This is a genomic window from Delftia sp. Lp-1, assembly GCF_020523835.1.
GTDB classification, from domain to species: Bacteria; Pseudomonadota; Gammaproteobacteria; order Burkholderiales; family Burkholderiaceae_C; genus Comamonas; species Comamonas acidovorans.
Window position 1 is genome coordinate 1,005,163 of sequence record NZ_JAJALJ010000001.1, and the last position, 15,567, is coordinate 1,020,729.

Here is a 15,567-nt window from a genome sequence, read left to right on the forward strand (position 1 = left end):
CCAAGACATCAACGCGAAGGAGACACCAATGAAAGCAAAACTGACCGCACTGTCGTGCATGCTGGCTGCGGCCGGCCTGGCCAGCCCGCTTGCCATGGCACAGGAGAAGGTGAAGATCGGCTTCGTGACCGACATGTCCAGCCTGTATGCGGACGTGGAAGGCAAGAACGCCGTCACCGCCATGCAGATGGCCATCGATGATTTCGGCGGCAAGGTGCTGGGCCAGCCCATCGAGCTGCTGAGCGCCGACCACCAGAACAAGGCCGACATCGCCGCCTCCAAGGTGCGCGAGTGGGTGGACACGCAAGGTATCTCGCTGGTGTTCAGCGGCACCAACTCCGGCACGGCCCTGGCGGTGTCGCAGGTGGCCAATGAGAAAAAGCGCGTGCACTTCAACAGCGGTGCGGGTTCCTCGGCACTGACCAACGAGCAGTGCAATCCCTACACCGTGCACTACGCCTATGACACCGTGGCCCTGGCCAAGGGCACGGGTACGGCCGTGGTCGAGCGCGGCGGCAAGGACTGGTTCTTCCTGACGGCCGACTACGCCTTCGGCCACGCGCTGGAGAACGACACCACGGCCGTGATCAAGGCCAAGGGCGGCAAGGTGGTGGGCGGCGTCAAGCACCCGCTCAATGCCTCGGACTTCTCGTCCTTCCTGCTGCAGGCGCAGGCCTCCAAGGCCCAGATCCTGGGCCTGGCCAACGCCGGTGGCGACACCATCAACGCCATCAAGGCGGCCAAGGAATTCGGCATCAACAAGAGCATGAAGACCGTGGGCCTGCTGGTGTTCCTGACCGACATCCACAGCCTGGGCCTGAAGAACACCGAAGGCATGCAGTTCACCACCAGCTGGTACTGGGACCAGAACGATGCCACGCGCAAGTTCGGCGAGCGCTTCTTCGCCAAGACCAAGCGCATGCCCACCTCCATCCAGGCTGCCGACTACTCGGCCGTGACCAGCTACCTCAAGGCCGTGCAGGCCGTGAAGTCCACGGATGCCGACAAGGTCATGGCCTACCTCAAGAGCACGCCCATCGACGACTTCTACGGCAAGGGCTCGATCCGTCCCGATGGCACCTTCGCCCACGACATGTACCTGGTCGAGGTCAAGAAGCCCGCCGAGTCCAAGAAGCCCTGGGACTACCTGAAGGTCGTGGCCACGCTGCCCGCCGACCAGGTCTGGACCACCAAGGCCGAGACCAAGTGCGCGCTGTGGAAGTAACGCTGCGCCGCCACTGACCCCCAACCGCCACCCGGCCAACCACGACAGCTGCATCCCATGGAAATCTTTGGTGTTTCCCTGCCAGGCCTGATGAGCCAGCTCCTTCTGGGGCTGGTCAACGGCTCGTTCTACGCCATCCTCAGCCTGGGGCTGGCGGTGATCTTCGGCCTGCTCAACGTGATCAACTTCGCCCACGGCGCGTTGTTCATGCTGGGCGCCATGGTCACCTGGATGGCCATGAGCTACTTCAACATCAACTACTGGGTGATGCTGGTGCTGTCGCCGTTGCTGGTGGGCCTGCTGGGCGTGCTGATCGAGCGCTTTTTATTGCGCTGGATCTACAAGCTCGACCACCTCTACGGCCTGTTGCTGACCCTGGGCCTGTCGCTGCTGATCGAGGGCTTGTTCCGCTCGGTCTACGGCGTCTCGGGCCTGGGCTACGACACGCCCGAGCTGCTGGAAGGCGCGACCAACCTGGGCTTCATGATCCTGCCCAACTACCGCGCCTGGGTGGTGCTGGCCTCCATCGTGGTCTGCGTGGCCACCTGGTTCATGATCGAGAAGACGCGCATCGGCGCCTACCTGCGGGCCGGCACCGAGAACCCGCGCCTGGTCGAGGCCTTCGGCGTCAACGTGCCCGTGATGATCACGCTGACCTATGCCTTCGGCGCGGCGCTGGCGGCGTTTGCCGGCGTGCTGGCGGCGCCCGTCTACCAGGTCACGCCGCTGATGGGGCAGAACCTCATCATCGTGGTCTTCGCCGTGGTGGTGATCGGCGGCATGGGCTCCATCATGGGCTCCATCCTCACCGGCCTGGGCCTGGGCGTGATCGAGGGCCTGACCAAGGTCTTCTGGCCCGAGGCTTCGTCCACCGTGGTGTTCTTCATCATGGTCATCGTTTTGCTCATCCGCCCCGCCGGCCTGTTCGGCAAAGAGAAATAACAAGAACGAGGACAAGGGGCCGACCACATGAAATCCAAGACTCTCGTTCAACGCATCGCCCCCTGGGGCTATGGCCTGCTGCTGCTGGGCCTGCTGGCGGCGCCCATGTTGGGTGCCTACCCGGTGTTCGTGATGAAGCTCATGTGCTTCGCACTGTTCGCCTCGGCCTTCAACCTGCTGCTGGGCTACACGGGCCTGCTGTCCTTCGGCCACGCGGCCTTCCTGGGCGGCGCGGCCTATGTGACGGGCTATGCCATCAAGGGCTGGGGCTTCACGCCCGAGCTGGCCATGCTGGCCGGCACGGCCGGGGGCGCGCTGCTGGGGCTGATCTTCGGCTGGCTGGCCATCCGCCGCCAGGGCATTTATTTCTCGATGATCACGCTGGCGCTGGCCCAGATGCTGTTCTTCGTGTGCCTGCAGGCGCCCTTCACGGGCGGCGAGGACGGACTGCAGGGCGTACCGCGCGGCAAGCTGTTCGGCCTCATCGACCTGACCAGCGACCTGACCATGTACTACGTCACGCTGGTCATCGTGGTCCTGGCCTTCCTGCTGATCGTGCGCACCATCCACTCGCCCTTCGGCCAGGTGCTCAAGGCCATCAAGGAGAACGAGCCGCGCGCAACCTCGCTGGGCTATGACGTGGCGCGCTTCAAGCTGCTGGCCTTCGTGATCTCGGCCGCGCTCACGGGCCTGGCCGGTTCGCTCAAGACCGTGGTGCTGGGCTTTGCCACGCTGTCGGATGTGCACTGGACCACCTCCGGCCACGTGATCCTGATGACGCTGATGGGCGGCCTGGGCACGCTGTCCGGCCCCATCCTGGGCTCGGCCGTGGTGGTCATGCTGGAGAACAAGATCGGCGAGTTCGGCAGCTTCCTGCAGCGCCTCACGGGCGTGGAGTGGTTCTCCACGCTGGGCGAGTCGGTGACCATCGTCACCGGCCTGATCTTCGTGGTCTGCGTGCTGCTGTTCCGCAAGGGCATCATGGGCGAGCTGATCGCCTGGCTGCAGAAAAAGCGTACTCCTTGAGAGCCGGGTTGGGACGGTTTCAAGGGGGTGGGCTACGTGCCCATGCTCTTGACTGCTATAGCTACAACTGCAGCGGCCGGGCGTAGCCCGTCATCTCCAGGTATCCCTGACCGGCTCGCGCCTCCTGGCCCGGGCCGGTGGGCTTTTGGAGGCTGCACAGGCCCTCCCAGTAGATGGCGCCGGTGGAGGCGCTGCTGTCCAGCTCCTGGTCATCGACCAGGGCGTTCACGGTGAAGCGGCCAGCGGGCGTGTCCACCTGCCATTGCACGGGGTAGCGCGCGCCGCTGGCGGGGCTGCTCCAGTGGCGCAGCGGTGTGAACCGAACGGCATCGTGGGCGAAGACCTGTACCTTGCCATCGGCGCCGCGCAGCGAGCCACCTGCCCACAGCGCGCTGCCATCGCCCCGGCGCACTCTGAAGGCCGTGAGCGCACCGCCGTCGAACAGGTTCATGCCTATCCAGTCCCAGCCCACGGCCTCGGGGTGCATCAGGGCCTGGCTCCATTCATGGTCCAGCCAGGCGCGGTTGTCACCGGGTTCGCGCGCGGCTTCGATCTCCATGCGCTGGCCTGCCAGCTCCAGCGTGCCGCTCACCTGCAGTTGCGGGCGGCTGTAGTAGTAGCTGGCCTGCTCGGGCTCCGGCCCCTTGCGCGAGAGGCCGGCGCGGCCCTGCAGCAGCGGGTGCTCGCGGGTCTCGAAGCGCAGGTCCAGTGCGAATGCGGTGCTGCGTATGCGGGTGGTGTAGCGTTCGGCCTCGCCGTTACCGGTGTCTTCATCGGTGCGCTGCAGCGACCAGTCCTGCAGCCGCACGTCGGCATCGGCCTCGCTGGCCCGGGCAATGCCAAAGCCTGTGCGCGCTATGCGCTGGTCGTGGTGCAGGCGGGCGGCCTGCACATCGCACAGCGCCGCATGGGCAAACAGCAGCTGGCGCGCCGCGAAGGCAGAGCGCAGCTCCTGCGTGGCCTGTACGCGCGACCGGAAGAAGGTGATCTGGAAACCCCAGGCCCGGCCTGCCGCGCGTGCCTGGCCGGTGATGTACCACCACTCGGTGCGCAGCCCGGGATGGCTGCCATGGTCGCGCGGGAAGACCAGCGTGCGTGGCGGCAGTGCCTGGGCGGGCAGTCCTGCCGCCCCCAGGCCCAGGCCTGCAGCCAGGCCCAGCAGATGGCGGCGGGGCAGGGGCATCATGGATCAGCTTTGCAACTGCGCGATGCGCGCCTGGGCCGGCCCGCAGTCGCCGATGCGCTGCATCACCCAGTCCGCATCATGGTAGGTGGGCAGGTAGCGCTCGCCCGCATCGCACAGCAGCGAGAGGATGGAGCCCTGCTCGCCGCGCTGGCGCATCTCGCTGGCCAGCCTGAGCATGGCCACGTAGTTGGTGCCCGTGGAAGGCCCCACGCGCCGGCCCAGCAGTGCGGACAGGCTGCGCATGGCGGCCAGGGAATCGCAGTCCGCCACCTCCTCCATGCGGTCCACCAGGGTGCGCACAAAGCTGGGCTCCACGCGCGGGCGGCCGATGCCCTCGATGCGCGAGCCCGGCGCGGTGAGGGTGGAATCGCCCGTGCGGTGGTAGGCGGCGAACACCGAGCCCTCTGGGTCGGCCACGCAGATGCCCGTGGCATGGCGCTGGAAACGCACGTAGCGGCCAATGGTGGCGCTGGTGCCGCCCGTGCCCGCGCCCACCACGATCCAGCGCGGCACGGCATGGCGCTCGCGCCGCATCTGGGTGAACATGCTCTCCGCAATATTGTTGTTGCCACGCCAGTCGGTGGCGCGCTCGGCATAGGTGAACTGGTCCATGTAGTGGCCGCCGGTCTGCGCGGCCACGGCGCGTGCCTCGTCGTAGACCTGGCCTGCGCTGTCCACCAGATGGCAGCGACCGCCGTAGAACTCGATCAGCGCAATCTTCTCGGCCGAGGTGCTGCGCGGCATCACGGCCACGAAGGGCAGGCCCAGCAGGCGCGCGAAATACGCCTCGCTCACGGCCGTGGAGCCGCTCGATGCCTCGACGATGGTCGAGCCCTCATGCACCCAGCCATTGCACAGCGCATAGAGAAACAGCGAGCGCGCCAGCCGGTGCTTGAGGCTGCCCGTGGGGTGGGTGGATTCGTCCTTGAGGTAGAGGTCGATCCCCAGGTCGGCAAAGCCGGGCAGGGGCAGCGGGATCAGGTGCGTGTCGGCACTGCGCTGGTAATCGGCCTCGATGCGGTTGATGGCCTCGTGCAGCCAGGAAGAGGTGGTGTGCGGCATGGCGGCCATTGTCGCAGGCTGCCCTGCCCACGCGGCTACAGGCCGTAGAACGGGCGGTTGGCCTCGATGCGTGTCTGCTCGCTGGCGGGGTAGCGGCGTTCGGCCAGCAACTGCTGCAGCGCGGCGCGGCCCAGGTCGCGCAGCGGGGTGTAGAAGGCGCTGACGGCCAGCTCGTCCAGCGCGCGCCAGGCATAGACCTGGGCGTCGATGAACAGGATGTCCTCGGCCGGGCGCGGCAGCGCGGCGGCCTGGCGCGCATAGAGGCAGGCCAGGGCGAACTCGGACCGCTCGCGGTGGTAGCGCGCCAGCTCGCACAGGGGCTCGGCCCGCTGCGGTCGCGCGGCATAGGCGGTGAGATAGGCCTCGCGCACGGCGGCTGGCTCGGCGCCCGAGCGCTCCAGCAGCACGCCGATCTGGAACAACGCAAACCACTGCTCCTCGGCCCAGCCGCCCATGGCGGCGCGCTGCCGGTACCAATGCAGGCTGGACTCGATCTGGCCCGCGTCGCGGTGGCTTTGCGCCAGATAGAACACGTTGCGCGTGTTGCCGGGCTGCTCGCGCACGGCCTTCTCGAGCACAGCGATGTCGCGCAGGTAGGTCTGCGGGTCCCGGGCCCGCGCACCATCGTGCGAGACATCGATGAACGGCCCCGCCAGCATCTGCCAGGGCTGGTGCGCAGGCGCGGTCAGGTACTCGTGCAGCACGCCCTCCCAGCGCCAGTCCACGCGCGTGGCGATCAGCGCATTGCGCTGGTATTCGGTGCCCGCCATGTGGCAGGACAGCATGCAGCCGTCCGCCTCCAGCGCCGGCCATGCAAAGCCTTCGGGCATGCGCAGCTGCTCGTCGGCATCGATGAACAGCAGGTAGTCGCCGTGCGGCCGCGCCAACTTCAGCGCCTCGTTGCGGTTGTGGGCGAAGTCCACCCAGGGCCGCTCGTGCAGGCTGCCGGGCACGCCGGCCATGCATTCACGCACCAGGGCCTGCGTGCCATCGCTGGAGCCTGTGTCCACGATCACCCAATGGTCCACCCACGGCTTGACCGAGGCCAGGCAACGCGCGATCACCGGGGCCTCGTTCTTGACGATCATGTTCAGGCAGATGCGGGCAGCAGAGCCTGGGCGTTTGCGCGGCGTGGAACCAGGCATGGTGTGGCTTTGCGCGAGCCTATTGGCACGTCACACGGCAGTGCCCACGTCGGCGGACTGCGCTGCTGTGCTGAACATGCCTGCACTGAGGCACAGGGTGCGGAAGCGACGGGAGTGGATGCAGCAGGTGCGACGATCCAGGGTTCCTGTGATGTTTGGATGCATACCGATTCAGGGCGCCGAAAACTGCAGCGGCGCAGTGATGCTTGCCGGCAGACCTGCGTTGCTGAGAAGCGTCTCGACGAGAGGGAACACTGCCTGGTTGGAAGCACTTCCTGTGCAGTCGCCTGAAAGAATGTCCTCGGTGGATGTCACGTCAATGCCCAGGCTGGTCTGGCTTTGCGACAGCACCACGCCGTTGGCATTGGCACCGCTCAAGCTATAGGTCTTGTTGTTGACCTTGGCATAGACCAGCGTCTTGGCAAAGCGAGGGATGCCCTCCACCGACCCTCCTGACGCCATGTAGGGCGTGCCCGTGCAGTCGGGCGTGAGAAAGAACAGGTTGTTGTCGTTCTGGATACGGCCGTCGAAGCGCATTCTTAAGAAATGACGGGTCGAGGTAAGCACGCCGACGGTGCTGTAGTTGGCCGTGTTCATGTCGATCAACGTTCCCAATATGGCGCCGCTGTTGTCCCTGAGGGTGACGCCCCCCCCGCCTGCGGGGCCGGTGGGTCCAGTGGGCCCTGCATCGCCCGTGGCGCCCTGTATGCCCTGGATGCCTTGTGGGCCCATGGGCCCGATCTCCCCGGTCCCCGTGGCGCCGGTCGGTCCCATCGTGCCCTGAATGCCCTGCGGACCCGTGGGGCCGGCCGCTCCCGTGATGCCCGCGCCCGTGGGTCCTGTTGCTCCGGTGACACCGGTAGCACCTGTGGGTCCGGTCGGACCGGCTGCGCCCGTGGCGCCTGCAGGGCCGATGGTGCCCGTCGAACCTGTGGCCCCCGTGGCGCCTGTCGCTCCCGTGGCACCTCCACCCACGCCCGCCGCGCAATGCGTGAGCTGGCCAGAGACGCCATCAAAACACAGCAGCTGGTTGCCGGTGGCCGTATCGGCCGGCAGGGCCGGAACCAGTACCTCGCCGGTACGCTGCACCCGCAGCCGCTCGGCGCCCACGGAGTTCTTGATCACGAAATCGCCATTGGCTGGCAGGGTGATGGAGACATCGGCCGCGAGTGCTGCGGAGGTGTGCAGGCCTGCGCCCGCAAACATCGCAAGCAGCAGGGCCGGGACAGGGCGACGGTTCTGGTGCATGTCCGCTCCTCAGATGCGTGTGTTGCGGCGCTGGCGATTCAGGGCCATGCCGCCCAGCAACAGGCTCATCAGCATCAGCCCGTAGGTGCTGAGCGTGGGAATGCTGGCCGGAGCCGTCACTACGGGAGCGCCGATCTGCACGTTGCCCGGGATCGTACTTCCGCTGGGGTTGGACACCGTGGCCAAGGGGCCCAGCGTGACCACGGCCGTGCCGGGGCCGGAAGAGGTCAGCACCACCGGCTTGCCGGGGGCGCCCAGCGTCAGCGTGCCCAGCACCGTGAGATTGGTGCCCGCGGGAAGAACGATGGTCGGGGGCGTCGGGCCGGTGCTGATCAGCGTGAGGTCCTTCACGACGATGTTGCCGCTCAGTTGCAGGGTGGAGCCGGCTGCGCACGAGTCCGACAGCACCACGCTGCTGGTGCCCAGGTTCAACGGCACGGTGCTGGTGAGATCGCCGCTGACGTTGAGCTGGCCCCCGGCGCCGGTGACCGTCGCGCCGGTGTCGAAACTGAAGGACCCCGTGTCGAACGTCCCTGTGCCCAGTGTCAACTCGCCCTGCATGAGGACCGCCGTGCACGGCAGCTGGAACGAGCCGCCGGCCAGATCGATGCTGCCTCCCGCCGGAACGACCATCTGTCCCCACGCCGAGCCGCACAGCGCCGTGCCCAGGGCCAGCGACGCCGCCCAACGTTTTCCGAAACCTGCCATGAGTCCGATCTCCCGCGTACAGACGGCAATGCGCCTGTCTGATTTTTGTAGAGGCAGGCACCCCCGTGGATAGGGCGCAGCACTGCCGAAGTCGGGCGAATGATCAGATAGAAAATGATTCTCTTGTAAGAAAAATTAACAATTGATTATGCGTTTTCATTTTTAGCAGGCTATCGGTTTGCGCGGAGGGATGGGGTTTACCAATCCTCCTTGACCGCCAGCACCGCCTCGCGCCCTGCAGCCGCACGCCCGGCCAGCCAGGCCGTCAGCGTGCCTGCTGCGATCACGCTGGCAGCCAGCGCCAAAAGGCGGGGCCATGGCAGGGACAGCTCCATGGTCCAGTGAAAGCTTTGCGGATTCACCACGTGCACCAGGATCACGGCCACGCCCAGGCCCAGCAGGCTGCCGGCGATGGCGCCCGCCGTGGTCCAGGCCATGCCCTCGCCAGCCACCACGGCCAGGATGTCGCGCCGCGTCAGCCCCAGGTGGGCGAGCAGGCCGAATTCCTTGCGCCGTGCCAGCACCTGGGCGCTGAAGCTGGCCGCGATGCCGAACAGGCCGATGCCGATGGCCACGGCCTGCAGCCAGTAGGTCACGGCAAAGCTGCGGTCGAAGATGCGCATGGAGCGCTCGCGCAGCGCGCCGCTGCTGGCGAACTCCAGTGCCTGCGCGGCGCCCGGCCCGGCCATCAGCGACTGGATGTGCGCCTGCAACCGCTGCACCGCGGCCGTGTCGTCGCCGTCCGGCCAGATGGCGATTTCGGTGGGGCCTGCCGTGGTGGCGCTGCCGTCGGCAAGCCGTTGGTAGTCATCCCAGTCCATGGCGATGGCGCCGAACTGGCGCACATAGTCGCGCCAGATGCCGGCCACAAACACGCGGGAATCTTCGGACGGCAGGGCCTGGGCCAGCAGCGGCCACTCCTGGCCCGGCCGCACGCCATAGAGTTGGGCCACGGCTTCACTGACATAGACGGGCGTGCTGCCAGCGGGCGCTTGCACGGGGCCTTGTATCCACGGCAGTTGCTGGCCCTGGGGGCCATGCAGCGGGCGCAGCAGCAGGCTGACGGCGGGGCGATCCGGGCTGAGCCACAGGCTGGTGCTGCGCATGGGCTGGGCGCGCTGCACGCCAGGCAGGGCGGCAATGCGCGCGGCCAGATCGGCGGGCAGGGACGCGGCATCGGCACGGCCTGCGCTGCCGGCCGTGCGCAGGTACAGCGGGGCGGGCAGCACGGCGTCCAGCCAGGCGATCATGCTGTCCCTGAAGCTGGCCACCATCACGGTCAGCGCCACGGCCAGGCTCAGGCTGGCCACCACGCCGCCCACGGCCACCGTGGTGCTGCGGCGCATGCGCCGTGCGCGCTCCACGGGCAGCAGGGCCAGCGGCTGGCGCAGCAGCGATTGCGGCACCAGGCGCAACAGCTGGCCCAGCAACCAGGGCAGGGCGGCCATGCCGCCCAGCAGCAGCAGGGCCACGGCGGCATAGGCTGCGAGGGGGATGCCGGCCACGGGCGGCGCAAAGGCCAGGGCCACGCTGGCCGCCATCAGCAGCAGGGCCGGCAGGCCGCGCGCCGCGCGTTCGGAGCCCGCGCCCTGGCCCTTGAGCGTGGCCGCAGGCGGCAACTCCATGGCCTGGCGCGCCGGCCACCAGCCGCCAGCCACGGTGGCGGCCACGCCCAGCAGTCCAAAAGTCAGCGCGGCGCTGGCGCTCCACTGCAGCGCGGGCTGCACGCCTGCAAAGTAGCCGCCGCCCAGGTCACCGCCCAGCAGGTGCAGGGCCAGCCAGGCCAGGCCCGCGCCCAGCGCAATGCCGGCCGCGCTGCCCACCATGCCCAGCAGCAGCGCTTCCAGCAGCACCAGGCCCAGGCGCTGGCGCGGCGTCAGTCCCAGCACGGCCAGCAGGGCGAACTGCGGCGCGCGCTGGGCCACGCTGAGCGCCAGCACCGAGAACACCAGGAACGCCCCCGTGAACAGCGCCACCAGGGCCAGCACCGTCAGGTTGACGCGGTAGGCGCGCGACATCTCGGCAATGCGCTGCTGGTCGTCGCCGGGGCGGCTGGCCAGGGCCTGGGCGGGCCAGTCGGGCAGGCGGCGCAGCTCGGCCAGCAGGGACTCGCGCGTGGCGCCTTCGGCCAGCAGCACATCAATGCGGTCCACCTGGCCCCAGCGCTGCAGGCTGTCCTGCAGCGCGCCGATGTCCATCACGGCCAGTGGCGGGCCGGATGCGGCCACGGTGCCCGCGATGCGCAGGGTCTGCGCGCGCCCGCCCAGTTGCCATGGCAAGGGCGTGTGCCGCGCCTGCTCCGGCGTCAGGCCCAGGGCTTCGAGTGCCGTTGCATTGAGGAAGACCGCATCGGGCGCGAACAGGTCCAGCCGCCCGCCGCCATCGAACAGCCGGGGCATGAGCGCAGGCGCCACGGGCGCCAGCCGCAGCGCATCGCCGCCCAGCACGCGCAACTGCACCGGCGTGGCGGTGCCGGCCAGGGCCGTGGCTTCGATCCAGGGGGCGGCCAGGCTGACCTGGGGCTGCTGCGCAACACGGCCATACAGCGATTCGGGCAAGCCGCCCTGCATGGCTCGCAGCTCCAGGTCCGGCTGGCCGCTGACCGTGCGCACGGCGCGCGAGAACTCATCCAGCGCGGACTGGTTGATCACATGCACGGCAAAGCCCAGGGCCACGCCCAGCATGATGGCCACCAGGGCGGTGGCGGTGCGCCAGGGATGCTGGCGCAGCTCCTGCCAGGAAAAGGTGCGAAGCAGGGCGAGCATGGGCGGGCGATCTTTGGCGCTAGGCGGGCTGCATGCCCTGTGCGGTCAGGCGCAGCACGCGGTCGGCACGGCGCGCGGCCTCGATGGAGTGCGTGACCAGCACCAGGGCGGCCTGGTGTTCCCGGGTCTGCTGCAGCAGCAGTTCCATGACCTGTGCGGCCGTGCCGGGGTCCAGGTTGCCGGTGGGCTCGTCGGCCAGCAGCAGGGCCGGGCCGTGGACCAGGGCGCGTGCAATGGCCACGCGCTGCAGCTGGCCGCCGCTGAGCTGCCAGGGCAGGCGCTGCTCCAGCCCCTGCAGCCCGACGGCCTGCAGCAGTTGCTGCACGCGCTGGCGGCCCGCCGCATCCAGCCGCTGCAGCAGCATCAGCGGCAGGGCCACGTTGTGCCAGACATCCAGATGGGGCAGTACATGGAAGGCCTGGAACACGAAGCCCACATGGCTGCGCCGCCACAGCGCACGGCCGGTTTCATCCAGGGCCGACAGGTCCTGGCCTTCGTGCAGCACGCGGCCCTGCTGCCACTCATCGAGCCCGGCCAGGCAGTTGAGAAAGGTGGACTTGCCCACGCCCGAGTCACCCACGATGGCCACGAACTCGCCGCGCGCCACGCTGCAGTCCACGTTCTCGAAGACGGCGGTTTCCGTGCCGCCGTCGTTGCGGTAGCGCCGCGCCAGGCCCTGGACCTGAAGCAGCGGCGGCTGAGTCAGCGGCGTGTTGTCCCGGGGCGCGGCAGTCATGAAGGCGGTTTCCTGTTCAGCCGCTGCGGGCCTGGTTTGCTGCAGCCACCACGGCCATCGCTGCCTGCAGCAGTTGCTGCTGGGCATCGGGCGCATCGCAGGCAATGGCATGGCGGGCTGGCATGCTGCGCAGCCAGGTGATCTGGCGCTTGGCCAGCTGGCGCGTGGCGGCAATGCCGCGTTCGCGCAGCGAGTTCATGGAGTACAGGCCGTCCAGCGATTCCCAGGCCTGGCGGTAGCCCACGCAGCGGATGGAGGGCAGGTCCAGGTGCAGGTCGCCGCGCGCGCGCAGCTGCTGCACTTCGTCGATGAAGCCGGCGTCCAGCATGGCGTCGAACCGCTGGGCTATGCGCGCATGCAGCCAGGCGCGGTCCTGCGGCTCCAGCGAGAAGAAACCGCCGGGGCTGATCAGGCCCTGTGCCGCATCCTTGCCCGCCCGCGTATGAAAGCTGGACAGCGGCTTGCCCGACACCTGCCAGACCTCCAGCGCGCGCTGTATGCGCTGGCTGTCGGCCGGCGCCAGGCGTGCGGCCGTGGCGGGATCGACCTGGGCCAGCAGCGCATGCATGGCGGGCCAGCCGATCTGCGCGGCCTGGGCGTCCAGCCGCTCGCGCACGGCGGGGTCGGCGGCCGGCATGTCGTCAATGCCGTCCTGCAGGGCCTTGAAATACAGCATGGTGCCGCCCACCAGCAGCGGCAGGGCGCCGCGCGCGCGGATCTCGGCCACCAGGCGCTGCGTGTCCTGCACGAACTCGGCCGCGCTGTAGGCCTGCAGCGGGTCGCGGATATCGATCAGGTGATGGGGGCAGGCAGCCAGTTCTTCGGGCGTGGGCTTGGCCGTGCCGATGTCCATGCCGCGATAGACCAGGGCCGAGTCCACGCTGATGATTTCTGCGGCCTGGCCGCGTTCGGCCAGCAGCCTGGCCAGGGCCAGGGCGGCAGCGGTCTTGCCGGAAGCGGTGGGGCCGGCGATGGCCAGGCAGGGGAGCGGGGAAGCGGTTGACATTCGAGAAACGGGAACGCAGGAAAGTGGAATCAGCGGTGGCCATCGGCCCGGCCATGGCGGCGCACCAGCCCCCAGGCGACCAGGGCCGTGCACACGCCCCAGAACCAGATGCCGAAGGCCATGGGCCGGGTGGACTGGCCGTCCAGGTGCAGGCCCAGCCAGTGTCCCATGGCAAAGGCGATGAGCATCATGGTGAAGCCGTTCAGCGCCGAGGCCGTGCCCGCCGACTGCGGGAAGGGCGCGATGGCATTGCTCTGGCCGCAGGGCATGTGCACGCCATGGGCGATCTGGAAGATATAGAAGGGCAGGGCATAGGCCCAGAGGCTGCGCGCATCGGCCAGCGCCGCAATGCCGATGGCCGTGGCCGACAGCAGGCTGGCCAGCCCGGCAATCTGCACGGCGCGCCGCACATCCATGCGCTGCAGCAGCCAGCGGCACAGGAAGGTGCCCGCGATGTAGCACAGCGCATTGCTGCCCATCAGCAGGCCGTAGCCCGTGCGGCTCACGCCCAGCACATGGATATAGGTGAAGGAAGATGCGGCCAGGTTGGTGAACAGGGCCGCATAGGTGCAGCAGGTCAGCAACTGGTAGGACTGGAATCCCGGGTGGCGCACGATGGTGATCCAGTTGCGTGCCAGGGCCAGCGGCTGCAGCGCCGTGGGATTGGTGCGGGCCAGTGTCTCCGTGAAGCGCAGGGCCACCAGCAGCAGGGCCAGCGCACCCATCACGGCCTGGGCCAGCATGGTCGAGCGCCAGCCTAGCGAATCCACCAGCAGGCTGCCGCTGACGGGGCTCAGGAAGGCGATCACGCCCAGCCCGGTCAGCGCCTTGGACATGACCTGGGCGCCCAGGTGCGGCGCGAACAGGTCGCGCACCATGGCGCGCGCACACATCACGCCGGCGCCCAGCGATGCCCCCTGCAGCGCGCGCCAGGCGATCAGCGACTCCATGGTCTCGGCACTGGCGCTGCCCAGCGCGGCCAGCACGTAGATGGACATGCCCGCCAGCAGGATGGGCCGGCGCCCGAAGCGGTCGGACAGCGGCCCCCAGGCCAGCTGCGAGCAGCCGAAGGCCAGCAGGAACGCCGTCAGCGTGAGCTGCACCTGGGACACCTGGGTGGAGAAGGCCGCCTGTATCGACGGCAGGGCCGGCAGGTACAGGTCGGTGGCCAGCGGCTGCAGTCCCAGCAGCAGGCCGAGCAGGACGACGACCAGGACGGGGGACATGGCCGGCTGCGCTTGCGCGGCGGCGGGAGACAGGGGCGCTGACATAGGCGACCGAGGGTAGCAGAGAACAAGGGGTGCCGCTGTCCATGCTCCGGCGGTGCATATCCATCTGCGGATTGCGCAGTTGGGAACCGGCCGGGCCCTGCCTACATTGCATTGCAGAGGAATCAACCCGATCAACGCAACTGTGAACAAAGGACCGTAATGGCAACGCTGACCGCTTTCTCCTCCCTTCCCGCCGCGCTGCGCCAGGGGGCGTGCACCCTGCTGTGGGGCGTGGCCCTGGTCGGTGGTGCGGCCCATGCCAATGCGCCTGTGCCCGAAGGCCCGCTGGTCAGCACCGAATGGCTGGCGGCCAACCTCAACCGCGCCGATGTGCGCATCGTCGAGGTCAGCGTCAACCCCGGCCTGTACGAACGCTCCCATGTGCCGGGCGCCGTCAACTTCTCTTGGCACAACGACCTCAATGACAAAGTGCGCCGCGACATCGTGGGCAAGGAGCAGTTCGAGAAGCTGCTGTCCCAGGCCGGCGTGAAGGAAGGCAACACGGTCGTGCTGTACGGCGATACCAACAACTGGTTCGCAGCCTGGGGGGCCTGGGTCTTCGACATCTATGGCGTGCAGAACGTCAAGCTGCTGGACGGCGGCCGCAAGAAGTGGGAGGCCGAGAACCGTCCTCTCAACAACCGCGCCCCGGAATATGCGGCCACCACCTACCGCGTGGGCAAGGTCAACACCGCGCTGCGCGCGCGCCTGACCGATGCGCTGGCCTCGGCCGAAGGGCGCAGCGACGCCAAGCTCGTCGACATCCGCTCGGCCGACGAATACCAGGGCAAGGTCTTCGCCCCGGCCGGCGTGCCGGAGCTGGCCATCCGCGCCGGCCACATCCCCGGTGCCGTCAACGTGCCCTGGGGGCAGGCCGTGCGCGAGGACGGCAGCTTCAAGTCCGCCGAAGAACTCAAGAAGCTCTATGCGGGCGTGGGCATCGACGGCAGCAAGCCCGTCATCACCTACTGCCGCATTGGCGAGCGCTCCAGCCACACCTGGTTTGCGCTGTCCAAGATCCTGGGCTACCAGGTGCGCAACTACGACGGCTCGTGGACCGAATACGGCAACTCCGTGGGTGTGCCGATCAACAACCCGGCCGGCACGGTCTGGGCCGCGAAATGATCCTGCAGTCGATCAACCTGTCTTGAAGGCGGGGGGCCGGGCGAGGGGTGTCGGTGCTCTTGGTTTGACGGATCAGGGGTGGTGACGAGTGGCTTTGGCAAAAGCTCGGCTCCTTTGGGGCC

Annotated in this window: 13 protein-coding genes; 4 read left to right on the plus strand and 9 right to left on the minus strand. The window is 68.4% G+C overall.

Features of this window, described 5'->3' with window-relative positions:
- The first annotated feature begins 28 nt into the window (after positions 1–28).
- The 3 genes from LGR64_RS04440 to LGR64_RS04450 are packed head-to-tail and all read left to right on the plus strand — an operon-like array spanning position 29 to position 3,193.
- Positions 29–1,225: an ABC transporter substrate-binding protein gene (locus LGR64_RS04440; RefSeq protein ID WP_096913775.1), complete on the plus strand. Its 1,197-nt coding sequence runs from the start codon at positions 29–31 to the stop codon at positions 1,223–1,225.
- Positions 1,226–1,282: 57 nt separating this feature from the next.
- A complete protein-coding gene (locus LGR64_RS04445) occupies positions 1,283–2,167 on the plus strand; it encodes a branched-chain amino acid ABC transporter permease (RefSeq protein WP_012206960.1) in 885 nt (294 codons plus the stop codon).
- Between the two features lie 27 nt (positions 2,168–2,194).
- The gene (locus LGR64_RS04450; protein ID WP_012206959.1) at positions 2,195–3,193 is read left to right on the plus strand and encodes a branched-chain amino acid ABC transporter permease; all 999 of its coding nucleotides are present in this window, start codon (positions 2,195–2,197) and stop codon (positions 3,191–3,193) included.
- Positions 3,194–3,254: 61 nt separating this feature from the next.
- Here LGR64_RS04450 and LGR64_RS04455 read toward each other — a convergent pair whose 3' ends face one another.
- The 9 genes from LGR64_RS04455 to LGR64_RS04495 form a co-directional block, all read right to left on the minus strand.
- Positions 3,255–4,379 (minus strand): lipocalin-like domain-containing protein, encoded by a 1,125-nt coding sequence (locus LGR64_RS04455; RefSeq protein WP_141834267.1) that lies wholly within the window; start codon positions 4,377–4,379, stop codon positions 3,255–3,257.
- A 3-nt stretch (positions 4,380–4,382) separates the two neighbouring features.
- Positions 4,383–5,450: a PLP-dependent cysteine synthase family protein gene (locus LGR64_RS04460; protein ID WP_013801069.1), complete on the minus strand. Its 1,068-nt coding sequence runs from the start codon at positions 5,448–5,450 to the stop codon at positions 4,383–4,385.
- Between the two features lie 26 nt (positions 5,451–5,476).
- Complete coding sequence (locus tag LGR64_RS04465) at positions 5,477–6,586, minus strand: glycosyltransferase (protein ID WP_141834270.1); 1,110 nt, start codon at positions 6,584–6,586, stop codon at positions 5,477–5,479.
- Positions 6,587–6,757: 171 nt separating this feature from the next.
- Positions 6,758–7,834 carry a hypothetical protein gene (locus tag LGR64_RS28605; RefSeq protein ID WP_328511959.1) on the minus strand — a complete coding sequence of 359 codons (1,077 nt, stop codon included), beginning with the start codon at positions 7,832–7,834 and terminating at the stop codon, positions 6,758–6,760.
- 9 nt (positions 7,835–7,843) lie between these two features.
- Positions 7,844–8,542, minus strand: a complete 699-nt coding sequence (locus LGR64_RS04475) for an IPTL-CTERM sorting domain-containing protein (protein ID WP_141834273.1) — start codon at positions 8,540–8,542, stop codon at positions 7,844–7,846.
- Positions 8,543–8,739: 197 nt separating this feature from the next.
- Complete coding sequence (locus LGR64_RS04480) at positions 8,740–11,307, minus strand: FtsX-like permease family protein (RefSeq protein ID WP_141834277.1); 2,568 nt, start codon at positions 11,305–11,307, stop codon at positions 8,740–8,742.
- 19 nt (positions 11,308–11,326) lie between these two features.
- Positions 11,327–12,043, minus strand: coding sequence for an ABC transporter ATP-binding protein (locus LGR64_RS04485; RefSeq protein ID WP_013801071.1), 717 nt, complete (start codon positions 12,041–12,043; stop codon positions 11,327–11,329).
- A 16-nt stretch (positions 12,044–12,059) separates the two neighbouring features.
- Positions 12,060–13,049, minus strand: coding sequence for a tRNA (adenosine(37)-N6)-dimethylallyltransferase MiaA (gene miaA, locus LGR64_RS04490; RefSeq protein WP_141834280.1), 990 nt, complete (start codon positions 13,047–13,049; stop codon positions 12,060–12,062).
- 29 nt (positions 13,050–13,078) lie between these two features.
- Positions 13,079–14,275, minus strand: a complete 1,197-nt coding sequence (locus LGR64_RS04495; RefSeq protein ID WP_043819297.1) for a multidrug effflux MFS transporter — start codon at positions 14,273–14,275, stop codon at positions 13,079–13,081.
- A gap of 204 nt (positions 14,276–14,479) precedes the next feature.
- Between LGR64_RS04495 and LGR64_RS04500 the strand changes: the two genes are divergently transcribed.
- Positions 14,480–15,445: a sulfurtransferase gene (locus LGR64_RS04500; RefSeq protein ID WP_034396528.1), complete on the plus strand. Its 966-nt coding sequence runs from the start codon at positions 14,480–14,482 to the stop codon at positions 15,443–15,445.
- Positions 15,446–15,567: the final 122 nt, after the last annotated feature.